Annotated in this window: 19 protein-coding genes and 1 pseudogene; 15 read left to right on the top strand and 5 right to left on the bottom strand. The window is 74.0% G+C overall.

Annotation, left to right across the window (positions count from 1 at the left end; translation table 11 throughout):
• Positions 1 to 1,851, bottom strand: a 1,851-nt coding sequence (locus M4J07_RS36365; RefSeq protein ID WP_255979289.1) for a hypothetical protein, incomplete at its 3' end; no start/stop codon positions are given.
• 147 nt (positions 1,852 to 1,998) lie between these two features.
• On the opposite strand from M4J07_RS36365, the gene M4J07_RS36360 reads away from it, so the two are divergent.
• The 5 genes from M4J07_RS36360 to M4J07_RS36340 all read left to right on the top strand — a co-directional run bounded on the left by M4J07_RS36360 (position 1,999) and on the right by M4J07_RS36340 (position 7,525).
• Entirely contained in the window at positions 1,999 to 3,054 is a 1,056-nt protein-coding gene (locus tag M4J07_RS36360) for an Lrp/AsnC family transcriptional regulator (protein WP_255979287.1), read from the top strand.
• Positions 3,055 to 3,138: 84 nt separating this feature from the next.
• Positions 3,139 to 3,912, top strand: coding sequence for a nucleotide-binding protein (locus M4J07_RS36355; protein WP_255979285.1), 774 nt, complete (start codon positions 3,139 to 3,141; stop codon positions 3,910 to 3,912).
• Positions 3,912 to 4,718 carry a ParB/RepB/Spo0J family partition protein gene (locus tag M4J07_RS36350; RefSeq protein ID WP_255979283.1) on the top strand — a complete coding sequence of 269 codons (807 nt, stop codon included), beginning with the start codon at positions 3,912 to 3,914 and terminating at the stop codon, positions 4,716 to 4,718. Before M4J07_RS36355 ends, M4J07_RS36350 begins: the two co-directional genes overlap by 1 nt.
• A gap of 28 nt (positions 4,719 to 4,746) precedes the next feature.
• A complete protein-coding gene (locus tag M4J07_RS36345) occupies positions 4,747 to 6,153 on the top strand; it encodes an IclR family transcriptional regulator domain-containing protein (protein ID WP_374215151.1) in 1,407 nt (468 codons plus the stop codon).
• An 82-nt stretch (positions 6,154 to 6,235) separates the two neighbouring features.
• Positions 6,236 to 7,525: a PP2C family protein-serine/threonine phosphatase gene (locus tag M4J07_RS36340; RefSeq protein WP_255979281.1), complete on the top strand. Its 1,290-nt coding sequence runs from the start codon at positions 6,236 to 6,238 to the stop codon at positions 7,523 to 7,525.
• Here M4J07_RS36340 and M4J07_RS36335 read toward each other — a convergent pair.
• On the bottom strand, positions 7,453 to 8,088 hold the full coding sequence (locus M4J07_RS36335) for an NAD(P)-dependent oxidoreductase (RefSeq protein ID WP_255979279.1): 636 nt from the start codon (positions 8,086 to 8,088) through the stop codon (positions 7,453 to 7,455). The two genes, M4J07_RS36340 and M4J07_RS36335, sit on opposite strands and share 73 nt — an antisense overlap.
• Before the next feature lie 114 nt (positions 8,089 to 8,202).
• Here M4J07_RS36335 and M4J07_RS36330 point away from each other — a divergent pair, with 114 nt between their 5' ends.
• A complete protein-coding gene (locus tag M4J07_RS36330; protein ID WP_255979277.1) occupies positions 8,203 to 8,619 on the top strand; it encodes a hypothetical protein in 417 nt (138 codons plus the stop codon).
• Positions 8,620 to 8,626: 7 nt separating this feature from the next.
• On the opposite strand, the gene M4J07_RS36325 is transcribed toward M4J07_RS36330, so the two are convergent.
• Positions 8,627 to 9,070: an SH3 domain-containing protein gene (locus tag M4J07_RS36325; RefSeq protein ID WP_255979275.1), complete on the bottom strand. Its 444-nt coding sequence runs from the start codon at positions 9,068 to 9,070 to the stop codon at positions 8,627 to 8,629.
• 122 nt (positions 9,071 to 9,192) lie between these two features.
• Here M4J07_RS36325 and M4J07_RS36320 point away from each other — a divergent pair, with 122 nt between their 5' ends.
• The 6 genes from M4J07_RS36320 (at position 9,193) to M4J07_RS36295 (ending at position 15,644) form a co-directional block, all read left to right on the top strand.
• Positions 9,193 to 10,167 (top strand): ATP-binding cassette domain-containing protein, encoded by a 975-nt coding sequence (locus M4J07_RS36320; RefSeq protein WP_255979273.1) that lies wholly within the window; start codon positions 9,193 to 9,195, stop codon positions 10,165 to 10,167.
• The gene (locus tag M4J07_RS36315; protein WP_255979271.1) at positions 10,164 to 11,015 is read left to right on the top strand and encodes an ABC transporter permease; all 852 of its coding nucleotides are present in this window, start codon (positions 10,164 to 10,166) and stop codon (positions 11,013 to 11,015) included. The genes M4J07_RS36320 and M4J07_RS36315 overlap by 4 nt, the downstream gene beginning before the upstream one ends.
• Positions 11,016 to 11,092: 77 nt before the next feature.
• Entirely contained in the window at positions 11,093 to 12,028 is a 936-nt protein-coding gene (locus M4J07_RS36310) for a hypothetical protein (protein WP_255979269.1), read from the top strand.
• Complete coding sequence (locus M4J07_RS36305) at positions 11,997 to 12,491, top strand: DUF7144 family membrane protein (RefSeq protein WP_255979267.1); 495 nt, start codon at positions 11,997 to 11,999, stop codon at positions 12,489 to 12,491. The genes M4J07_RS36310 and M4J07_RS36305 overlap by 32 nt, the downstream gene beginning before the upstream one ends.
• An 81-nt stretch (positions 12,492 to 12,572) precedes the next feature.
• Positions 12,573 to 13,610 carry an endonuclease/exonuclease/phosphatase family protein gene (locus M4J07_RS36300; protein WP_374215150.1) on the top strand — a complete coding sequence of 346 codons (1,038 nt, stop codon included), beginning with the start codon at positions 12,573 to 12,575 and terminating at the stop codon, positions 13,608 to 13,610.
• A 57-nt stretch (positions 13,611 to 13,667) separates the two neighbouring features.
• Positions 13,668 to 15,644 (top strand): FUSC family protein, encoded by a 1,977-nt coding sequence (locus M4J07_RS36295; protein WP_255979265.1) that lies wholly within the window; start codon positions 13,668 to 13,670, stop codon positions 15,642 to 15,644.
• Between the two features lie 37 nt (positions 15,645 to 15,681).
• On the opposite strand, the gene snpA is transcribed toward M4J07_RS36295, so the two are convergent.
• Positions 15,682 to 16,353, bottom strand: coding sequence for a snapalysin (gene snpA / locus M4J07_RS36290; RefSeq protein WP_255979291.1), 672 nt, complete (start codon positions 16,351 to 16,353; stop codon positions 15,682 to 15,684).
• A 147-nt stretch (positions 16,354 to 16,500) separates the two neighbouring features.
• Between snpA and M4J07_RS36285 the strand changes: the two genes are divergently transcribed.
• Positions 16,501 to 17,487 (top strand): LysR family transcriptional regulator, encoded by a 987-nt coding sequence (locus M4J07_RS36285; protein WP_255979263.1) that lies wholly within the window; start codon positions 16,501 to 16,503, stop codon positions 17,485 to 17,487.
• Between the two features lie 178 nt (positions 17,488 to 17,665).
• Positions 17,666 to 18,835: a hypothetical protein gene (locus tag M4J07_RS36280; protein WP_255979261.1), complete on the top strand. Its 1,170-nt coding sequence runs from the start codon at positions 17,666 to 17,668 to the stop codon at positions 18,833 to 18,835.
• A 67-nt stretch (positions 18,836 to 18,902) separates the two neighbouring features.
• On the opposite strand, the gene M4J07_RS36275 is transcribed toward M4J07_RS36280, so the two are convergent.
• The gene (locus M4J07_RS36275) at positions 18,903 to 20,996 is read right to left on the bottom strand and encodes a PhoX family protein (protein ID WP_255979259.1); all 2,094 of its coding nucleotides are present in this window, start codon (positions 20,994 to 20,996) and stop codon (positions 18,903 to 18,905) included.
• 233 nt (positions 20,997 to 21,229) lie between these two features.
• Here M4J07_RS36275 and M4J07_RS36270 point away from each other — a divergent pair.
• Positions 21,230 to 21,889, top strand: a pseudogene (locus M4J07_RS36270) (VWA domain-containing protein); the annotation flags it as partial.

Here is a 21,889-nt window from a genome sequence, read left to right as displayed (position 1 = left end):
GGATCCCGTCAACGCCGCCTCGATCCGGCGCCGCACCGGCACCCGGTAGGGCGCCGGAGGCGTGGTGCGGCACAGCGCGTCGACCGCGCCGAGGAGTTGCGCGGCCTCCAGGACGTCGCCGCGCAGCACCGCCGCGTCGGCCAGCAACTCCCCCGCGCACACCGCCCCGACCACGTTCCCGTAGTCCAGGAACGTACGGAGGGCGGAGAGCGCGAGCCGCGCGGCCCCGGCGTCGCCCTCCCAGCGCAACACCTCGGCCCGCGCGTACCGCACCCACGCCTCCGCCCACGCGTCCCGCACGAGCCCGGGCCCGCCCGACCCGCCCAGCGCCGCGTCGAGCGCTGCCTCCGGGTCCGTACGGGCCAGGGCGAGCGCGAGTGAGGCGCGGCAGCCGTCCGGTCCCGGCCCGAAGTCCGGGATGTCGCCGAGGAGTTCGAGGGCGTCGCGGTACTCGGCGGCGGCCGCGTCGGGGCGGCCCTGCCAGAGCGCCACCGACCCGCGCAGGTGCGCGAGGAGGCCGAGGCAGTGGTCGTCGCCCTCCCGGACGGCCGCCGCCCAGGCCGTCGCGAGCAGCGGATCGGCGGCCTCGGGCGAGCCGAGGTCGAGCTCCAGCCAGGCCGCCAGCCACAGCGCCCGGGGCGGCGCCGGGGCCTGGTGCAGGGCGAGGGCGTGCCGGAGCCGTTCACGGCCCTCGGCGGTGCGGCCGCACGCCGTCCACAGGAACCAGAGGCCGACGATCACGTCGAGGGCGGTGCCCGATTCGACGTGCGGGGAGAGCGGTCCGGTCGCCGGGTCCATGGCCGCCCGCAGATCGGGGAGTTCGCGCAGCGCGAGGGCGCGGGCCTCGCCCTGGCGGCCCGCGCTCCACCACTCGGCGGCCTGCCGGGCGACCCCGGCGGCCCACCGCCGGTGGTGCAGGACGGCGGACCAGCGTTCGCCCTCCAGGTCCGACGCGCGGGTGGCCACCGTCCGCTGGGCGGGCGGCAGCCGGTAGCGGCCGGTGTCCGGGTCGCGCAGGAGGACATGCGGCGCGATGCGGTCGAGGATGCCGAGCACCTCGGCCGAGGGCAGCGCCCCGGATCCGCAGACCGCGCGGACGGTGTCGCGCTCGAAGTCGCCCTCGAAGACGCCGAGTCGGCGCCACAGCAGGCGTTCGACCCGGGAGCAGTGCGCGTAGGAACGCTCGGCCGACTCCAGCTGGCCCTTGCCGGGCGGGATCCCGGCCACGGCCCGGCCGCCCGCCAGCCACTCCGCCGCCGCTTCGAGCAGCGGCCCCGGCACCCCGCCGAACCGTCGGCACAGCTCCGCCGCCCCCTGCGGGTCCCGGGCCACGGCCGCCTCGCCGAACACGTCGGCGAGCAGTTCCACGGCCTCGTACCGGACGACGTCCGCGGGGGCGCAGCCGGCGGGCGGCACCGTCAGGGGCGGCAGCACGACCACGGACTCGCCGCGCAGGTGGCGGGGGCGGTCCGCGACGACCAGGACCGTCAGACCCGGCAGGTCGATCAGGAGCGAGGCGACGAAGGCGGTGCCCGCCCCGCCGAGCGCCTCCCAGTCGTCGAGCACGAGCAGCGCGCCCCGGCGCCCGCCGAGCCGGTGGCGCAGCCGGGCGGCGACGCCGTCGAGCTGTTCCGGCTCGTAGGCGGTGCCGGTCTCCCAGACGAGTTCGCGGCGCGTCTGGGCGGCGGCCTCGCGGGCGAGCCGGCTGCGGCCCGCCCCGGGCAGGCCGGTCAGGGACACCAGGCGGGCCGTGGCCAGACGGGCGAGCAGGGCCGCCAGTTCCTTGCCGCGCCCCACGAGATGGCCGCCGCCGCGCCCAGGACGTCGCTGATCCGAGTCGTCCAGTGCCATGGATCCGTGCCCCCAGATTCCGCGATTAAGGCACGCTTGATGGTCATGGGTACTGCGTGCCCGATTGAATGCATATGCCTGAGGCCCATGTTCGTACCGTGCGGCGAACCGTCCCGGGGTTGTCGGGATTACCGCCGAGGAGAGTTCGTGGGTACACGGGAATCCGCCGTTTCCGAGGTCGACCTCACCCTGATCCACGCATTGCAGATCGCCCCACGGGCCGGCTGGACCCAGCTCTCGGCCGCGCTGGGGCCCGCCGCCGACACCCTCGCGCGGCGCTGGGCCCGGCTCACCGCGCGCGGTCACGCCTGGTCGGGCGTGCTGCCGGGGGCGCTCGTCACCGGCAGCCCCGCACTGTGCGCCGCGTGGATCCTGGTCGAGTGCGCGGCCGGCACCGTCCCGGCCACGGCCGCCGAACTCACCGAGGACCCCGGCACCCTGACCGTGCACCAGGTCGCCGGCCGCGCCGACCTCGTCCTGTACGTCGCCCGCCCGGACGTGGCGGCCCTCGACCGCTACCTCGTGGAGCGGCTGCACCGGCTGCCGGGCGTGCGCGCCACCCGTACACACGTCATCACCGGGATGTACGGCCCGGCCATCCCGCCCCGCCTCAACCAGCTCTCGCCCCAACAGCTGCGCCACGTAAGGGAGTTGACCGGCCGCCTGGTCCGCACCGCCCGCGCCTCGGCCCGCCCGGGGCCGCCCGACCAGGTCGACCGGCGGCTGCTGCTCGCCCTCGCCGACGACGGCCGCGCCGGCGTCGCGGCGCTCGCCCAGCGGGTGGGCACCAGCGAGTCGACCGTGCGCCGCCGGCTCAGCCGGCTGGAGACGACCGGCGCCGTGCTGTACCGGACCGAGGTGACCCCGCGTCACTCGGGCTTCCCCGTCTGGTGCCTGATCTGTGCCGACGTGCCGCCCGACCAGCTCTCCACCGCCGCCTCCTCGGTGTCCCGGCTGCGCGAGACCCGCACCGTCACGGCGGTCACCGGACCGCACAACCTGTTCGTCTGCGCCTGGCTGAACCGCGTCGAGCAGCTGCCCGAGTACACGCAGAAACTGACCCGCAAGGTCTCCGGGCTGCGCGTCGCGGACACCGTGCTCTCGCTGCGCCTGCACAAGCTCGGCGGCCACGTGTTCTCCCCCGACGGGCTGCGCGAGCGGCTGGTCCCGCCGGACATCTGGGGCATCAACCCGAGCGCCTGACGGCGTGTACACCGGCCCGGGGACGGCCGCGCTGCCACAGTGACCACGAACACCCGCCCCAAATAACCCTTTTAGGGAGCATTCGTGGCCCACGTACACGTGATCCTCAACCAGAAGGGCGGCGTCGGAAAGTCCACGCTCGCCGTGAACCTCGCCGCCGTGACGGCGGACGTCCTCGGAGGCGCCCCCGACGCGGGACAGCCCCCGGTCGTCGCCGTCTCCATCGACCCGCAGGGCTCCGCCGTGTGGTGGTCCGAGCGCGTCGGCGACGGCCTGCCCTTCGACTTCGTGCAGGCCCACGACGACCTGGCCGGGCTCGCCGCCCTGTCCCGGATCCCGTCCGCCCAGCACGTCTTCGTCGACACCCCCGGCTGGCTCGACCTCGCCGAGGACGACGGCGCGGACCCGCTCGGCAAGGGCGCCGCCGCCGACGCCCTGCGCGCGGTCCTCTCCAACGCCACCGACGTCATCGTCCCCGTCGAGCCCGAACCGCTCGGCTTCCAGCCCACCCAGCGCACCGTCGAACGCGTCGTGAAGCCGCGCGGCCTGCCCTTCCGCGTCGTCATCAACAACTGGGACCCGCGCGACGGCAAGGCCGACCTGGAGCAGACCCGCGCCTTCGTCGAGGGCCAGGGCTGGCCGCTGGCCCGCACCGTCGTGCGCCACTACAAGCTGCACACCCGCGCCAGCGCCGACGGCCTCGTCGTCACCCAGTACGGCGCCAACCGCGTCGCCCTCCAGGCCCGCGAGGACTTCTTCCGCCTCGCCCTGGAGGTCGGCCTCGCCGCGATCCCCAAGCCCGCCCGCAAGCCCCGCACGAAGAACGCGAAGAACGCGAAGAAGAAGGTGACCGCCTGATGGGCCGCCGCACCGACCTGTCGTCCCTGCTGGCCACCGACGCCAAGGACACGGCGCCCGCCCCGCGCAGGGCGCGCGACAGCAAGCCCCTCACGGTCGCGGTCACCGACCTCACCGAGAACCCCGACAACCCCCGCCACGAACTGCGCGACCTCGACGGCCTCGCCGAGACGGTCCGCGAACGCGGCGTCCTCCAGGCCCTCGGCGTCGTCCCGGCCGCCGTCTTCCTCGCCGCCCACCCGCACCACAAAGAGGCCGTCGGCACCGCCCCCTACGTCGTCCTGCACGGCCACCGCCGCCTGGCCGCCGCGAGGATGGCGGGCCTGGACGAGGTTCCGGTGCTGGTCAGGGAGGACGCCAGCCGCTCCGACGAGGACGCGCTCATCGAGAACGTCCAGCGCGACGACCTCACCGAACTGGAGCAGGCCCAGGCCATCCAGGGCCTCATCACCGCGTACGGCTACTCGCAGCGCCAGGTCGCCGCCCGGATCGGCAAGACCCAGGGATTCATCTCGCAGCGCCTGTCCCTGATGAAACTGCGCGACGACATCCAGGAAGCCCTCGCCGACGGCCGCGTCTCCATCGAGGACGCCCGCCGCATCGCCCGCCTCCCGAAGGACGACCAGGCACTGCCCGGCGAGGAGGAGGGTCCGACGGTCCCCGCCGCCCGCAAGGAGAAGCGCGGCCGCGATTACGGCGTAATCACGATCGACAGCCGGGGCACCCCCGAGGACGTGGTGGACGCCCTGCGCCGCCACCTCGCGCCGGCCGCCCTCGACCGCGTGGTGGCCCTGCTCAGCAGATAGCGCCGCCCGGGTCGCTTACGGTGGGCGCGTGCTCGAAGTGCCGACCGTGCCGACCGCGCCGACCGCGCCGTCCCCGTCCGTGACCGATCCGCCCGCCGAGGCCGTCGCCCCGCTGATCCGCGGCCTCGACGTGCTGCGGCACCTCACGGACGCGGACGGCACGCTCGCCCTCGCCGAACTCGCCCGGGTCAGCGGCCTCGCCCGCGCCACGGTCGACCGGATCTGCGCGACCCTGGACCGGCTCGGCCACGTACGCCTGGACGGGCGGGACGCGACGCTCGCCCCGCCGCTGATGGCCGTCGCCAACGCCTGCCTCGACGCGCTGCGGCTGCCCGGGCTCCTCGGACCGCTCGCCGACCGGCTCGCCGACGACCTCGACGAATCGGTCTCCCTCGCCGTCCCGGACGGCCCCGACATCCGCTTCGTCCACCAGGTGCTGCGCCGCCGCGCCCTGTCCATCAGCTTCCGGGTCGGCGACCTGCTGCCGGGCGAGGGATCGGCGCCCGGCCTGGTCTTCGGGCGCGGGCTGCCGCTCGCCGTGGACGACCAGCTGGTCGAGCCGGGGCTCGTCGCGGTGGCCGTCCCGGTCCGCGACCCGGCCGGGCGGGTGGTGTGCGCCGTGAGCGTGGTCAGCCACACGAGCCGGCACACGGCGGCGGACCTCGCCGGCGCGGTCGCGGAGCCGCTGGTCGCGTCCGTCCGGGCCATGGAGTCGGTGCTGGCCGAGGCCGTCCCGCCCGCCGCCGAGCCGCCCCGGCGGGTTCCCGCGGCCGAGGAGGAGCCCCCCGCGGTCGTGCGGTCGCTCGCCCGCGGCCTGCGCATCCTGACCGCCTTCGACGCCGCCCGCCCCGTCCTCACCCTCGCCCAGATCGCCGAGGCGACCGGCCTGGCGCGGGCCACGGCCCGCCGCGCCCTCATCACGTACGAGCACCTCGGCCACGTGGTCCGGGACGGCCGCGGCTACCGGCTCACGCCCCGCGTCCTCGCCCTCGGCTGCGCCCCGCTGTCCCGGACGACGCTGCCGCGCATCGCCGCCCCGCACCTGGCCGCTCTCTCCGAGCGGATCGGCGAGTCGGTGGGGCTCTCCGTGCCCGACGGGGAGTCCGTGCGCTGCACGGCGCGGGTCGCGCCGCGCCGCGTCATGAGCGTCGACATCGGCGTCGGCACCCGGCTGCCCGCCGACGCCACGGCCGCCGGACGCGTCCTGGCCGACGGCGCCGACCCGGCCGTCACGGACGGTCCCGAGGACGGGCTGCGGTCGGTCGCCGTACCAATCCTCGACCGGGCCGGACGGGTCGTCTCCGCGCTCGACGTCACCGCGCACCGCCGGCGCGGCGAGCCGGACGCCTGGGCGGCGGCACTGCACGAGACGGCCGCGCGGATCGCGGCCGACCTGCACGTCACGTCGCGGTTCGTGTCCGTACCCGCGCACTGAGCAGTGAGACGGGAATCTCACCGCCGGCACGGACTTTGGGCCCTACTCCCGACGACGAAATCCCCGCAACCTGGACCCTGCCATGCCCTTCCGCAGCTCCAGCAGCTACTGCCCGCCACCGCACCGTGAGACCCGGCTCGGCGCCGACCGTCCCACGGGCGGCTGGAGTGCGCTCGTGGGGCTCGTCGCGGTGCTGGTCACCGGGATCGTCGTCCTCGACCTGGCCACGCCCACCGACTTCCGCTCGCGCGCCCTGTTCGGCCTCGTGCCCGTCGTCGTGGCGCTGCTCGCACCCGTCATGGCCACCGCCGTCGTCAGCGGGGCGCTGCTGCTCACCTACCTGGGGCTGCAGACCCTCTCGCCCTCGCCGTCCGGGGGCATCGCCGTGCTCGGTCCGCTGATGATCGGCACCGGCGGACTGCTCGGCGTGCTCATCGCACGCCGCAGGGAGGCCCAGCAGAGCCGGCTGCAAGCCCTCACGGACATCGCGGAGGCCACCCAGCGCGCGGTGATGCGCGTGCTGCCCGACCGGGTCGAGAACGTGCACATCGCCGACTTCTACCAGCCGGCCGCCCGCTCGGCCCGGGTCGGCGGCGACTGGTACGACTTCCAGCCCTCGCCGTACGGGCTGCGCGCGGTGCTCGGCGACGTCAGCGGCAAGGGCCTGCCCGCCGTGTCCGCGTCGGCGGCGCTGCTCGGCGCGTTCCGGGAGGCGGCCTACCACGAGGAGCCGCTCGCGGAGGTGGCCCACCGCCTGGAGATCGCCATGCAGCGCTACAACGCGTGGACCCGCGTCACCCAGGACAGCGAGCGCGCCGACGCCTTCTCCACCGCGCTGCTGCTGCACTTCCCGCCCGACCCCGCCGCGGAGTACGTCGACGTCGTCGACTTCGGCCACGAGCCGCCGCTGCTCGTCTCCCCCGACGGCTCGGTGCGCACCCCCGAGCTGCCGCCCGGCCTGCCGCTGGGCATGGGCCCGCTGGGCGGCGACGCCCCGGAGACGGTGCGGCTGCCGCTGCGCCCCGGCGACACGCTCGTGCTCTTCACCGACGGCGTCACCGAGTGCCGGGACGCGTCCGGCACGTTCTATCCCGTACGGGAGCGGATGGCCCGCCTGATCACCCCGGAGATCGCCCAGGCGCCGCCCGGCGCGCTGCTGCGGCTGCTCGCCGAGGACCTGCACGCGCACCGGCACGGCCCGCCGTCCGACGACGCGGCGGTCACCGTGATCCGGCGGACGGCGACGCACACGAGCGCCTTCGCCAGCGCCGAGGACGCCGCCCTGTACGGCGGCCGGAGTCAGTACGCGACCGACATCCGGCCCCTGGAGTGGGCGTCCCGCTCGATCTCGTCGACGAAGGCGACGGCGTAGTCCTCGGCGCTGATCCGGCTGTTGCCCGCCGGGTCCGTCATGAGCCGGTCGCCGCCGATCCGGAACTCGCCGGTGCGCTCGCCCGGCCCGATCTCGGCGGCCGGGGAGATGTACGTCCAGTCGAGGTCGTCGACCGTGCGCAGATAGGCGAGGACGTCGCGGTGGGCGAGCGCCTCGCCGAGGTAGGCGTCCGGGAAGCCGGGCTGCTCGGCCAGCGCCTGCCCGGGAGCGACCTCCAGGCTGCCCGCGCCGCCCACGACGACCAGCCGGGACACCCCGGACCTGCGCACCCCGTCGACCAGGATCTGGTTGAGCGCGAGGAACGGCGCCTGCGGGTCGGAGCCGTCGCGCGGCGGGGCGATCGCGGAGCCCACGGCGTCGTGTCCGGCGGCCAGCTCGCCCACCTTCAGCGGGTCGGTGACGTCGGCGGCGGCCGCCGTGACGCCGGGCACGGGGGAGCCGCCGGAGCGGCTGACGGCGGTGACCCGGTGGCCCCGGCCGACGGCCTCGGCGGCGATGCGGCTGCCGACCATGCCGGTGGCGCCGAGCAGCAGGATGTTCATGGCCTCAGCGAAACACGGCGGCCCGGCTCCCGCATGTTGCGGAACGTACGCCACCGGCGGTCAATGGAAGACGGGACGGGGGGTACCAGGGGGGCACGCAGAAAGGAGCCAGTCATGGCTCAGCACGCGGCACCCGCACCCCGGCGCAGCACCGGCGGCGCGGCCCTCTCCCCGACCAGTGCCGCCGTCGTCCTGCCGGTTCTCGCCGGCATCGCGTACGGCTTCTGGGCGGCGAGCATCCAGCGGTTCGGCGGCGAGGTCACCGGCGGCAACATCGCGCTGGGCTTCGTCACCGGCATCCTCGTCGCGGCGCTCTGCTTCGGCATCCACCACTGGTCGAAGCAGCAGGCGGGCCGGCACTTCGTCGCGCGGGCCGGTGCCTGGGCGGTCTTCGCGGGCGTCGCCGTCGGCTTCCTGCACAGCCTCTCGAACCCGGCGATCCTGTGGTCGGTGGTGTTCGGCGCGATGATCGCGGCCGCCACGTTCACGGCGACGTACTACCGCTACTACTCGGCGAGCGAGTACGTGTGACGGTGCCCTAGTACGTGACCCCGAACTCGACGCGGTAGTCCGAGCGGAACCACCAGCCGCTCGGGCTGCCGCCCTGCTGCTGTCCGTCGGGCGGGCACGGCACCGAGGAGCCGTCGCAGCTGGGCACGGAGCGTCCGCCGGTGTCCACGTAGGCGGCGCTGGCCCAGCCGTGGGCGCCGGTGAACCAGTACCAGGTGGAGTTCCCGTGCACGGTCGAGCCGCCGGTCGCGCACTCGATGCGGTCCACGCTGCCCGGCGCCATCCGGTAGACGACGGCGTCCGAAGTGCTCGGTCCCGAGCGGAGGTTGAGGTCGGACCGGGAGACGACGGTCCCCCAGACGACGTCGTCGCCACCACTGTTCGCACTGGCCGGGACCGCCGCGGTGACGGCGAGCACGCCGCCCGTCAGCAGGGTCGCCGCGGCAAGAGCGGCCGGAGTCGTTCGGCGCATGATCGGCCTCCTAGCTCCCCACGTCCAGGAAACACCCGTTCGGCCCAGTGCTCCACCGGAGCGATGAGTTCTGGCGGCGCCGCGGGTCTTCCTCTGTGACGTGACCGAGAGGGGCACCCGACATGAGCACGAGCACCATCGCCATCGAGACCGCGGGCCTGGTGAAGGTCTTCGGAGACACCCGCGCCGTCGACGGCGTCGACCTCACCGTCCCGGCCGGTACGGTCTACGGCGTGCTCGGGCCGAACGGCGCGGGCAAGACCACCACCGTCAAGATGCTCGCCACACTGCTGCGGCCGGATGCGGGCGAGGCCCACGTCTTCGGGCACGACGTGACGCGCGAGGCCGACGCGGTCCGCTCCCGGGTCAGCCTGACCGGGCAGTACGCGTCGGTGGACGAGGACCTGACCGGCCACGAGAACCTGGTGCTGCTGGCCCGGCTGACCGGTCACGGCCGCCGGCCCGCGGCGGCCCGCGCCGACCAACTCCTCAGCGCCTTCGGCCTGTTGGAGGCCGCGGGACGCCAGGTGAAGAACTACTCGGGCGGCATGCGGCGGCGCATCGACATCGCCGCGTCCATCCTGAACACCCCCGATCTGCTCTTCCTCGACGAGCCGACCACCGGACTCGACCCGCGCAGCCGCAACCAGGTGTGGGAGATCGTCCGCGCGGTCGTCGCCCAGGGCACGACCGTCCTGCTGACCACCCAGTACCTGGACGAGGCCGACCAGCTGGCGGCCCGGATCGCCGTGATCGACCGGGGCCGGGTGATCGCCGAGGGCACCAAGGGCGAGCTGAAGTCGTCGGTCGGCGCGGGCTCCGTCCACGTCCGGCTGCGCGACGCGCACCGACGCCCGGAGGCGGAGCGCCTGCTGAGCACGGCCCTGGACGCGCACGTGCAGCTGGAGCCGGACCCGGTGGCGCTCACCGCGCGCGTCTCCGACAGCGACCGCGGCGCCGCCGAGCAGGCCTCGCGCGCCCTCGCCGAGCTGGCCGCGGCCGGCATCACCGTCGACAACTTCTCCCTCGGCCAGCCCAGCCTCGACGAGGTGTTCCTCGCCCTGACCGACCGGACGCCCGAGGAGGCGACAGCATGAGCACCACCACCCCCACCGTCGAGGCGCAGGAACTCGCGCCGGTCAGCGCCGAGTCCCTCGCCGCGCTGCTCGTCGCCACCGAGCGCCCGCCGCGGCCGAGCGCCCTGTCCGCGTCGCTCACCTTCGGCTGGCGGGCGATCCTGAAGATCAAGCACGTGCCGGAGCAGCTCTTCGACGTCACGGCGTTCCCGATCATGATGGTGCTGATGTACACGTACCTGTTCGGCGGCGCCCTGGCCGGCTCCCCCAGCGAGTACATCCAGTACCTGCTCCCCGGCATCCTCGTGATGTCGGTCGTCATGATCACGATGTACACCGGCGTCTCGGTCAACACCGACATCGAGAAGGGCGTCTTCGACCGGTTCCGTACGCTGCCGATCTGGCGGCCCGCGGTCATGGTCGGCTATCTGCTCGGCGACGCCCTGCGCTACACGATCGCGTCCGTCGTGCTGCTCGTGGTCGGCCTGGTCATGGGCTTCCGGCCGGACGGCGGGGTGCCCGGCGTGCTGGCGGGCGTGGCGCTGCTGCTCGTCTTCTCGTTCGCGTTCTCCTGGATCTGGACGATGTTCGGGCTGCTGCTGCGCACCGAGAAGTCCGTGATGGGCGTCAGCATGATGGTGATCTTCCCGCTGACGTTCCTGAGCGACATCTTCGTGAAGCCCGAGACGATGCCGGGCTGGCTGCAGGCGTTCGTGAACAACAACCCGGTGACCCACGTCGCGTCCGCCGTGCGCGGCCTCATGGAGGGCGACTGGCCCACGTCCGAGGTGCTCTGGTCGCTGGGCTGGGCGGCGCTGCTCGTGGCCGTGTTCGGGCCGGTGACGATGCGGCTCTACAACCGCAAGTGACCGCGCCGGGCGGCGGCCGGTAGGCCGTATGCCCGTCCCCGGTCGCGTCCGGCGCGGCCGGGGCCTTGCCTGGAACGGTGATCCGACGAACCACCTCGACCGTCCTCCTCGTCCTCGCCTGCCTCCTGGTGCCGCTGGGCACGCTGTCCACCTGGGCGAAGTACGAGATCGGCGACGGCGACCGGTACGTCGCCGCGATGGCGCCGCTCGCCGAGGACCCGGCGGTGCAGAGCGCGGTCGCGGACGCGGTGACCACCGGGATCCTCAAGAACATCGACGTCGGCCCGCTCCAGTCGACGCTGGAGCAGTACCTGCACGACGCGGTCGTCTCGTTCACCGGCACCGCCGCGTTCCGCACGGCGTGGAACACCGCGAACCGGGCCGCCCACGACGCGGTGCAGCAGGCCCTCGACGACGGCAGCACCGACGCCGTCACGATCGACCTGGCCCCCGTCACCGAGCAGGTCAAACGGCAACTGGAGGCCGACGGCGTGCCGTTCGCGGCGCAGATCCCGGTCACCCACACCGAGATCACCCTCATGTCCGCCGGTGACCTCGACACGCTGCGCAAGGGGATCCGGATGCTCCAGGTCGCCGGTCTGTGGCTGCCGCTGGCCGCCGTCGTGTTCGCCGTCGCCGGCCTGGCGCTCGCCGTCCGCCGGCGCACCGCGGTGACCTGGACGGCGCTCGGCGCGGCGCTGGGCGCGGCCGCCCTCCTCGTCGCCCTGACGATCGCCCGCTCGCTCACCCTCGACGACCTGTCCACGGCCTCCGACAAGGCCGCCGCGGGCGCCGTCTACGACGCGCTGACGTCGTCGATGCGGACCGCCTCGTGGGTGATCGTCGGGGTGGCCGCGGCGGTGGCGCTCGCCGCGTGGCTGACCGGCAGGTACGGGCTGCCCGGCACCCGTTCGGCCGCTCCTGACATGCCGTCGGACGACCCCGGAGCGAACATTCCGGTGACGCGAGGAGGCACCCACCATGAGCCAGACCACCCCCAACGCAACACCTGACCCGGGCCCCGACCCCGCCGCCTGGTCCACCGACCACCGCAAGCGCACCCCCGACCCCACCCGCGGCGACGGCGCGGGCAGCGGCTGGGCCACCGGCGGCATGGTGTTCGCCGGCGTCCTCATGCTGGTCAGCGGCGCCCTCGGCATCCTCAACGGCATCTCGGGCATCGCCAGGGACGACGTCTACGGCCGCGTCGGCGACTACCTCTACTCCTTCGACCTCACCACGTGGGGCTGGATCCACCTGGTCGTCGGCATCCTCGTGGCGGTCACCGGCTGGGGCATCCTCAAGGGCTCCGACTGGGCGCGCGGCGCGGGCATCGGCCTCGCCGCGCTCTACATCGTCGAGTACTTCATGTTCCTGCCCTACGCGCCCATCTGGTCGGTCGTCTCCATCGGCATCGGCGTCTTCGTCATCTGGGCGCTGGCCACCGACACCGGCGGCAGCCGCCGGACCGCCTGAGAACCTTCTGGCCCGCCCGGCCGTCTTACCGGGAGGATCCAGCTGACATCCCCAGCTGAACTCCCGACGGAAGGCCGGACCTTGGACCAGGGCCACATCACCGACGAAGCGCCCGACGCCCTGGGGTACGCACCCCAGGACGCCGGGCGCCGCCGCGTGGGCAGGGCCGGCGCGTGGGCGGCCGGGCTGCTGCTGGCCGGGGTCAGCGCGGTCGTCGGCTGCCGCGCCGCGGACACCGACGGCATCACGCCCGTGCCGCAGCTCCTGGCGTTCCTGCCCTGGCTGACGGTGCCCACGGTGGCCGCGCTGCTCATCGCCCTGCTCTCCCGGTGGCGCACCGGCATGGTGTGGGGCGTCGTCGTGCTCGGCTCGCTCGCCTGGTTCATGGAGCCGTACGGGTCGGACTCCGAGCCGAGCAGCGCGCCCGTCTCCGGCATCCGGGTGCTGGCCTCGAACGTGCAGTTCGGCCGCGGCACCGACGCGCTGATCGACGCGATCACCCGGCACAGGCCCGGCATCGTCTTCGTCGAGGAGTGCGACTACGAATGTCAGGACTCGCTGGCCCGCGACTCCCTGGAGACCGCCTACCCCTACCGGCAGGCCGTGCGGGCGGGCGGCTCCGAGGGCTCCGTGATCCTCAGCGTGTTCCCGCTGAAGGCGGCGCCCGGGGTGGCCGGGACGATGGGCATGCCGGGCGCGACGGCCGACGTGCGGGGGCACTCCGTACGGCTGCAGCTGGCCCACCCGATGCCGCCGCTGCCGGGGCAGACCGGGGCGTGGCGGCGCGAGCTGGGCCGGCTCGCGGACTTCGCGGCGCACGGCGCGGACGAACCGACCGTCGTCGCCGGGGACTTCAACGCGACGCAGGACCACGCGGCGTTCCGCCGGATCCTCGCCGCGGGTTCGCTGCGCGACGCGAGCCGGCTGGCCGGTGCCTCCCGCACCCCGAGCTGGCCGTCCTCGGCCCCCGCCCCGCTCGGCACCCAGATCGACCACGTCCTGGTGGGACCCGACTTCTCGGCGGAGGACGTGCGCTTCCTGGAACTGGCGGACACCGACCACCGGGCGGTCCTGGCCGACCTGACGCTGCACACACCGCCGAGCACCTCCGGCGACTGACCAGCGGGGTCAGGGGCAGCACCCTGTGGAACGGCCGAAAGATCGCATAATGACCGCATGCCGCCCCACCTCACGCCCCCGGACTGGCTGGCCAGAACCCTGAAGCCGCAGCGCGCGCCCGTCCCGTGGGCCGCCGTGGCGAGGGCGGCCGTGGCGATGGCCGCACCGCTGGCGGTGGGCCTGGCCACGGACCGGTTCGCCTACGGTGCCCTCGCCTCGATGGGCGCCCTGTCCGGCGTCATCGGCGACACCGCCGACGCGTACCGGATGCGCATCTTCAACATCGCCGTGCCGCAGCTGTTCGGCGCGCTCGGCGTGACGGTCGGCTCGCTGGTCTTCGGCCAGGGCTGGCTCGCGGTCGTGGTGGTCACGGCGGTCGCCCTGGTGTCCGGGATGATCTCCACGATCGGCGCGGTCGCCTCCGTCTCCGGACTGCTCCTGCTGCTCAACTGCGTGGTGGGCGCGGGCCTGCCGATGCCCGGCGAGTGGTGGCTCGCGCCCCTCCTGATGACGAGCGGCGGCCTGCTCGTCCTGCTGCTCACCCTGCTCGCGTGGCCACTGCGCGGCGGTGTGCCGGAGCGGGCCGCGGTCGCGGCGACGTACCGCGGTGTGGCGAACCTCCTGGAGGCCGCCGCCGGCGACCCCCTCCCGTACGCGGAGACCCGGATCGCTGTCACCCAGTCCCTCAACCAGGCCTACGACCTCGTACTCTCCCGGCGCACGCTCGCGCACGGCCGCAATCCGGAACTGGTGCGCCTGGTCAGCCAGTTGAACGCGGTGACCCCCGTCGTGGAGGCCGCGCCCGCCGCCCACCAGTGCGGGATCCCGCTGCCGCCCGCCGTGCCCGCCGCGGTCCGCAGGATCGCCGACGCCATCGCCGCCGGGCGGCCCGTCGGACCGGAGCCGCTCGGCCTGCCCGAGCCGGAGGGGCCCGCGTCGCGCGCCGTCGACCACGCGCTGCGGCACGCCGCCGAGGTCGCCTCCCGGCGCGGCGACGCCGACTTCACCAACGTCGACGACCGGCTCGGCCGCCCGGCGGCGCTGCGGGTGCGGCTGCGTCGCGGCGTCCGCAACGTCCTGCTGTCCGGCGCCTCCTGGCGGTACGGGCTGCGCCTGGCCCTGTGCATCGGCATCGCGCAGGCGCTCGTCTCGATCGTCCCGGTCCCCCGCTCGTACTGGGTGGCGCTGACGATCACGTTCGTCATGAAGCCGGACTTCGGGTCGGTGTTCTCGCGGGCCGTGCTGCGCGCGCTCGGCACGGCGGTCGGCCTGGTCGTGGCGGCGGCCGTGCTCTCGGAGGTGCCGCTCGGCTGGTGGGACGTGCCCGCGATGGTGCTGCTCGCGCCGCTGATCCCGGCGCTCACACCACGTGGTTACGGCTTCCAGACGGCGGCCATCACCCCGGTGATCCTGCTCCTGTCGGACATCCTCAACCACCAGGGCACGGCCCTGCTGTGGCCGCGTCTCCTGGACAGCCTGATGGGGTGCGCGATCGCGCTCGTGGCGGGCTATCTGCTGTGGCCGGAGAGCTGGCACACCCGGATCGGCGACCGGCTCGCGGACGCGGTCGCGGACACGGCGGCGTACGTGGAGTGCGCGTTCGGCTCCGCCGCGGACGTGGACGCGGCCGACCGGGCGCGGATGCGGCGCCGCCTGTACCGGGACCTCTCCGTCGTCCGCGCCGAGTTCCAGCGGGCACTCACCGAGCCGCCGCCCACGGGGAGGCGGGCGGCGGCCTGGTGGCCCCTCGTCGTCGCGGTGGAGCGCATCGTGGACGCGACCACCGCGGCGCGGGTCCGGGTGCGGCACGGTTCGGCGCCTCCGGGGTCCGGGGAGGTCGCCGAAGTAGCCGTGCAGCTGCGGGAGCTGGCGGACGGGATCCGGTCCTCGGTGACCCTGGAGGAGGTCCGCGCCGAGTTCGGCCCGGCCGGCCCCCGGGACGGAGTCCTGGAGCACGTCCGCCAGGAGGTCGCGGCGGCCCGAGCGATCGGCGTCCGCGGAGGGCCCACCGCCGAGCTGCCGACCTCGGGCTGAGTGCGGCCGGCCGCGCAGTTCGGGCGACGTGGCGGACCTACCCGATCGTCACCCCCGCCCCCCGAAGGGCCTTCGCCAGGCCGTTGGCCCAGAGCGAATTCACCCGGGCCCGCTCGTTCGCGTCCGGGTTCGGGTTCGTGCAGGACGGCCCGGGCCCGCCCCCGGACATGAGCTCGCTGCACGGACCCTCGTAGTGGTCCGGCAGCCCCAGCACGTGCCCGGTCTCGTGCGCCGTCACGCGCGTGGAGTCGTACTGCTGGTTCTGCGCGTAGTCCAGGAAGATGTAGCCGCCGCCGTGCCCGTCCGTGGAGGCGTACGACCCGCGCGCGTCGTTGCCCTCGTAGTAGGCGAAGTCACCTCCGCCGGACGACGCCTGGAGCTTCACGTTCGACACGGACGCGTTCCAGATGGACGCGCTGTTCGCTATCTGCTGCCGGAAGCTGGGTGCGCCGGACGCGTCGTACGTGACGGTGACGGCCGCGGCACCGGGGTGCGCGGCGCGCTTTTCCGCGACGGACTTCACGACCGCCTCGAAGAACGCCTTGTTGGCGGCGGCGTCCTCCGCGGACCCGGCGTAGCGGGCCTGTGCGGGGGCGGTGGCCTGGGGGGATGCGGTCGCGGGCCCGGCCGCGAGCGCGGTGACGGTGAGCCCCGCGCCGAACGCGCACGCGAGGAGACGGACGACCTTGGACGTGGGGGGTGGTGTCATGGTCATGCAAGAGAGTGTGGGGGCGCGCGGGGCCCGTGGGAATGATGGCACTTGGCGATAACACGGGGTTATCACCCCCGATCCCGTTCCGGGAGCGGCCAGTTGCCGCCTGGCGTGGCCGCGACACCCGCCCTACCCTCGACCTCCATGGAGCTGGAGGTGCGCCACCTGCGCGTCCTGTGCGTGATCGAGGACACCGGCAGCCTGCACAAGGCGGCCCGCCAACTGGGCATGACCCAGCCCGCGTTGAGCACACAGCTGCGCCGCGTGGAGGAATTCCTGGGCGGCCGGCTGTTCAGCCGGGAACGTACCGGCTGCCGCCCCACCCCGCTCGGCCGCGTCCTGCTCACCCGCGCCCGCCCACTCGTCGAGGGGCTGCGCGGCCTGGTCGACGAGACCCGCGCGGCGGCGGCCGCGGCCGCCGAGGGAGCGGGCCGGCTGCGGATCGGCTCCACCGCGAGCCGCGCCCTGCCCGGCTGGCTGCGCCGCCTGCGCACCGGCCCGCCCGGCGACACGGACGAGCCGACGCTGCGCATGGACGTGTCCGCGCACGCCCTGCTGCGCATGGTCGACGAGGACCGCCTCGACGTGGCGTTCGTGCACGAGGTCGAGGGCCATCCGCTGCGGATCCCGGCCGGGCTGGTCTGCCGGGTCCTGGTGGAGCGCGAGCCCCAGTTCGTCTCCCTCGCCACCGACCATCCCGCCGCCCGCCAGCCGGTCGTCCGCCTCAGCGACCTGGCCGACGACCGGTGGATGGTCGACCCGACGGTGGACGGCGAGTGGGACGGGCTGCTGCGGGCCCTGCGCGCGGCCGGCCTCAACCCCCGTGTCCTGCAAGGCGATTACCTCACCGCGGCCTCCCTCGTCGCCACCGGCGAGGTGGTCACGCTCTGCCAGCCCACCTCGCGCTCCCGCCCCGACATGGCGGTCCGTCCGCTGCACGGCGACCCCGTCGGCGTACGCCTGCTGCTCGCGGCCCGCACCGAGGCCGTGCTCGACGCGGTCCACCCGCAGCTGCGGGCCGCGTACTGGGAAGCGGCGCGGCAGTCCCCCGCCTACCGGGAACGCCTCGCGCACCTGGGCACCGACCTTGGTCCCAGCACAATCGGGCCCAAGGTCCAGGACCCGGCCTGACCTGCGGTTTCGCCCCAGTTACCGGAGCGCGGGCGAGTGTCGGCACGGCTGTTACACGACCGACGGACCACGCACATGTGGCGGCTCTAACTTCATATCCGTCGACGCCGCAAAAGGCGCAGACACGGACATTGAGTCACTGGCCGCAAGGCCGGCACGAGCCACGAGGGAAGCACCCATGCGCGCCACCCGACGCACCTTCCGCACCGCCGCCATCGCCACCGGTGCCATCGCCGCACTGGCCGTCCCCGCCACGGCCGCGTTCGCGGACACCACGCCCCAGCCGGTCGCCTCCGACGACCAGTCGCAGAACCAGGACCAGAACCAGGACCAGAACGGCACCGACGGCCAGGACCAGGCCACCCCGGACCAGAACGGCACGGACCACACGGACCAGAACGCGCGGCAGCTGATCAAGTCGACCGACCTGGCCGAGGGCTTCTCCGCCAAGGTCTACAGCGTCGGCGGCAACGGCGCGGAGGCCGACATATTCAAGGCAGGCGCCCTGGTCACCACCCTCAAGGCCAACGGCTCGACGGCCACGACCACCACCGGCGGCTACGTCTTCCAGCTCACCCCTGACGGGCAGCTCACCGCCGACCAGGACTCCAGCGGCGACCGGACGCAGCCCCCGGTCCCGGGCGGCTGGGAGTCCAAGGGCACCACGGACCTCGGCCACGGCTGGACCGCGGACGTGAAGGTCAACGCGTCGGCGCGCACCGCCAAGGCCGACATCGCGCAGAACGGCACGGCCAAGGGCCACCTCACGGCGTACGTCGACGACGCCACGAAGAAGATCGACGGCTACACCTTCACGCTGACCAGCGACGGCACCGTCACCGCGAAGAAGGACGCGAAGCCCGCCCCGGACCACAGGCGCCAGTACGTGAAGACGGTCCGGCTCGCCGACGGCGTCTCCGTCGCCAAGGTCTACAAGCTGGACACCTGCCACTACCAGGCCGACGTCTACGCCCACGGTCAGCGGCTCGACACCCTCGACGCGAACAACAGGACGGCGTACGGCCAGAACAACGGCCTGCACGTCGCCCTGAAGCCGAACGGCAACGTCACGTCGTGGCTGGACGCCGCCCACAAGAAGACCCAGCACACCAAGCCGGCCCCGCAGCCGCACTCCGGCAGCGGCACCGGCAGCAACACCGGCACCGGAACCGGCACCGGCACCCGCACCCTCCCCCAGGGCGGAGTGAAGGCGGGCGCGGAGAACGTCTCGGCGCACACCTCCGGCGGCACCGACAGCACCCCGCTGATCGCGGCGGGAGCCGGTGCGGCGGCGGTCGGTGCGGCCGGCCTGGGCTTCGCGATGTACCGCCGCAAGAACCACAACTGACGTAACTCGCGGACCCGGACCGGCTGTTGGGGCGCCCATGGGGGAGCGCCCCAACAGCCGTGCCCGCTCAGACGCCGATGTCGCGGCCGTCCTCGCGCCACACGGACACCACCGAGGGCCGCACGATCCGGCCCGGCCCGTCCGGCCAGGCGCTCGCGGGCTTCTCGACGGAGGCGCCGTCGACCTCGCCCGGGTGCTGCACGGCGACGATCACGCGCCGGTCCTGCACGAGCGGGCCGCAGGTCTCGGCACCGTTCGGCATGGTCAGGAACTGCTTCAGCTCACCGCGCCGCTCGCCGCGGGTGGCGACGCCGAACAGGCCGTCGTGGGAGCCGAGCTGGTTGCCGTCCGTGGAGATCCACAGGTTGCCGTGCGGGTCGAAGGCGACGTTGTCCGGGCAGGAGATGGGGCTGACCTTCTCCTTCGGGAACCCGGCGAAGTACGTCGCCGGGTCCTCCGGGTCACCCGCGACCAGGAACAGCGACCAGCCGAAGGACAGCGCCTCGGCGCGGCCCCGGTGCTCGGTGAGTTCGAGGACCTGCCCGTGCTTGTTGAGGTTGCGCGGATTGGCCTCGTCGGCACCGGCCTTGCCCGCCTTGCCGCGGTCGGTGTTGTTGGTGAGCGCGACGTACACCTTGCCGGTGCGCGGCGACGGCTCGATGTCCTCGGGCCGGTCCATCTTCGTGGCGCCCGCCTTGTCACCGGCGAGCCGCGTGAAGAGGTAGACCTCGTCGGCGGTCATGCCGTCGACGTGCGAGACGGCCCGGCCGCCCGCGTAGGCGGTGGCGAGCGGAATCCACGTACCGGAGCCGTCGAACTCCCCGTCGGAGGGAAGGGCCCCGCTGCCGTCGATCTCGCTCGCGGGCGAGTTCCCGCTGAGCCTGGCGACGTACAGGGTGCCCTCGTCGAGCAGCGACAGGTTGTGCTCGTGCGCGGCGCGCGAGGTGCCCTTGGCGACGCGCTTGCTGCTGACGAACTTGTAGAAGTAGTCGAAGCGCTCGTCGTCGCCCATGTAGACGACGGGCCGCCCGTCGTCGGTCAGCCGGGGCTGCGCCGCCTCGTGCTTGAACCGGCCCAGCGCCGTCCGCTTGCGGGGCGTGGACTCCGGGTCGTACGGGTCGAGCTCCACGACCCACCCGAACCGGTTGACCTCGTTCGGCTCCTTGGTGAGGTCGAAGCGCTCGTCGAACCGCTCCCACTTGCGCTCGGAGGCGCCGCCGGAGACGCCGTACCGCTTGAGGCGGGCGGCGGTCGTCGGGTCGGTCACGTCCTGGGCGTTGGCGAAGTACTGGTTGAAGTTCTCCTCGCCGTGCAGCGTGGTGCCCCACGGGGTGGTGCCGCCCGAGCAGTTGTTGAGCGTGCCGAGGACGGTGGTGCCGCGCGGGTCGGCCTTCGTGCGGACGAGCGCGCTGCCCGCGACCGGCCCGGACAGCCGGAAGGGGCTGGTGGCGGTGAGCCGGCGGTTGAGGTGGTGCCGGGTGACGGCGGTCAGCGCACCGCTCCTGCGGCTCTCCTCGACCACGACGACGGAAAGACCGTGCGCGGCCCACGCCACCTCGACCTGCTCACGGGTCGGGGCGGCCGGGTCGTAGCCGCGGAACATCAGCACTTCGTCGGTGTACTCGTGGTTGGCGACGAGTACCTGCCGGCCGCGCTCCCCGCGCAGCGGCAGCAGGCTCAGGAAGTCGTTGTTGTAACCGAACTGCCCGGCCTGCGCCCTGGCCGTCTGCTTCTCCGGGTCGAACGCGGGCGCGCCGCGCAGGATGGGCTCGCCCCACCGGATCACGACGTTCTGCGCGTGGCCCGCCGGGACGGTCACGGTGTCGGCGGTGTTCGGCGCGACGGGCGTGAACCGCAGGCCGCGCGCTCCGCGTTCACCACTGCCGTGCCCGTACGCGGCCGGGGTGGCGGCCTGCGCGGGGGCGGCGCCCGTGCCGACGACGGCCGAACCCGCCGCGGCGGCCACAGTCACCACGGCGGCCGTGCGCATCAGGGAGCGCCTGCTGAGGGCTCCGGCGATGACGTCGCCGACGTATTCGTTGTCACTGGTGTTGGGCACCTCGCCGAAGCAGGCGTCACCGCACCGGAACCGACAGGTCATCGCCGAACGCCCCCCGGGATGCCCGCCGTTGACCTCGACCATCGGCAGCATTTTGCGCACGCTTTTCCTCCCCTTTGCGATACGTGTCGGCGTGACGCTAGGCGCGTAGAGGTGCGGCGAGGGGGACGTCGGATGAACGCGGGGTGAACCTGTGCGGGGCGGGCGGCAGTTGCGCGCTCCCCCGATCGGGCCGACCCTTCCCAAGATCACGGTCGGCGGCGGCTAACCTTACGTGTCCGCCCTGGCCAGGGGTTCCAGGGACGTGGGGACAACTCATGCGGAAGGTTGCGCACATGGGCATTCTGGATCTGCTGCGGAACGCGTTCGGGCGGTCCCGCAAACGGGACGAGACCGCACCGGCCGTCACCGAGCAGGAGCCGACGCCGGCCGCGTCCGCATCCGCGGAACAGCCGAAGGTACCCGCTCCCGCGAAGGGCGAGGCACCGGCCGATCCGGCACCGAAGGACGACGAGGCCGCGGACGACCTGGTCGCGGCGGCCTTCGACAACGTGACGGTCCCCAAGCCGTCCCGCAGCACACCGGACCCGATCCCGGAGCCCCGCACCCCGGCTGCCGCCGAATCCACCGCACCCGAGCCCACGACCCCCGAGGTCCCGGCCCAGGCGACGGAACCGGAGCCGACCGCAGAGGTCCCGGCCCAGGAGCCGACCGCAGAGGTCCCCGCCCAGGCCACCGAACCGGAGCCGACCGCAGAGGTCCCCGCCCAGGCCACCGAACCGGAGCCGACCGCAGAGGTCCCCGCCCAGGCCGGTGAGCCGGAGGCCGAGACCGAACCTCCGGCCCAGGCCGACGAGCCCGCCGCCGAAACCCCGGCGCAGGAGCCCGAGCCCGAGACGCCGCTCGCCACCGAGGTCCCGGCCCAGGCGACCGAACCGGAGCCCGAGACCCTGGCCCCGGCCGCGGAAGCCCCGGCCCGGGCCGAGAAGTCGGAG

The sequence above is a fragment of the Streptomyces longispororuber genome (assembly GCF_024448165.1).
GTDB classification, from domain to species: domain Bacteria; phylum Actinomycetota; class Actinomycetes; order Streptomycetales; family Streptomycetaceae; genus Streptomyces; species Streptomyces longispororuber_A.
The sequence above is the reverse complement of the archived record's forward strand: the minus strand, read 5'-3'. Positions and strand labels throughout refer to the sequence as shown.

Excerpts from the sequence above, each read along its gene's own strand:
- M4J07_RS36350 (WP_255979283.1), top strand. The coding sequence starts at position 3,912 with ATGGGCCGCCGCACCGACCTGTCGTCCCTGCTGGCCACCGACGCCAAG.
- M4J07_RS36340 (WP_255979281.1), top strand. The coding sequence starts at position 6,236 with ATGCCCTTCCGCAGCTCCAGCAGCTACTGCCCGCCACCGCACCGTGAG.
- M4J07_RS36335 (WP_255979279.1), bottom strand. The coding sequence starts at position 8,088 with ATGAACATCCTGCTGCTCGGCGCCACCGGCATGGTCGGCAGCCGCATC.
- M4J07_RS36330 (WP_255979277.1), top strand. The coding sequence starts at position 8,203 with ATGGCTCAGCACGCGGCACCCGCACCCCGGCGCAGCACCGGCGGCGCG.
- M4J07_RS36325 (WP_255979275.1), bottom strand. The coding sequence starts at position 9,070 with ATGCGCCGAACGACTCCGGCCGCTCTTGCCGCGGCGACCCTGCTGACG.
- M4J07_RS36320 (WP_255979273.1), top strand. The coding sequence starts at position 9,193 with ATGAGCACGAGCACCATCGCCATCGAGACCGCGGGCCTGGTGAAGGTC.
- M4J07_RS36315 (WP_255979271.1), top strand. The coding sequence starts at position 10,164 with ATGAGCACCACCACCCCCACCGTCGAGGCGCAGGAACTCGCGCCGGTC.
- M4J07_RS36305 (WP_255979267.1), top strand. The coding sequence starts at position 11,997 with ATGAGCCAGACCACCCCCAACGCAACACCTGACCCGGGCCCCGACCCC.
- M4J07_RS36295 (WP_255979265.1), top strand. The coding sequence starts at position 13,668 with ATGCCGCCCCACCTCACGCCCCCGGACTGGCTGGCCAGAACCCTGAAG.
- snpA (WP_255979291.1), bottom strand. The coding sequence starts at position 16,353 with ATGACACCACCCCCCACGTCCAAGGTCGTCCGTCTCCTCGCGTGCGCG.
- M4J07_RS36285 (WP_255979263.1), top strand. The coding sequence starts at position 16,501 with ATGGAGCTGGAGGTGCGCCACCTGCGCGTCCTGTGCGTGATCGAGGAC.
- M4J07_RS36280 (WP_255979261.1), top strand. The coding sequence starts at position 17,666 with ATGCGCGCCACCCGACGCACCTTCCGCACCGCCGCCATCGCCACCGGT.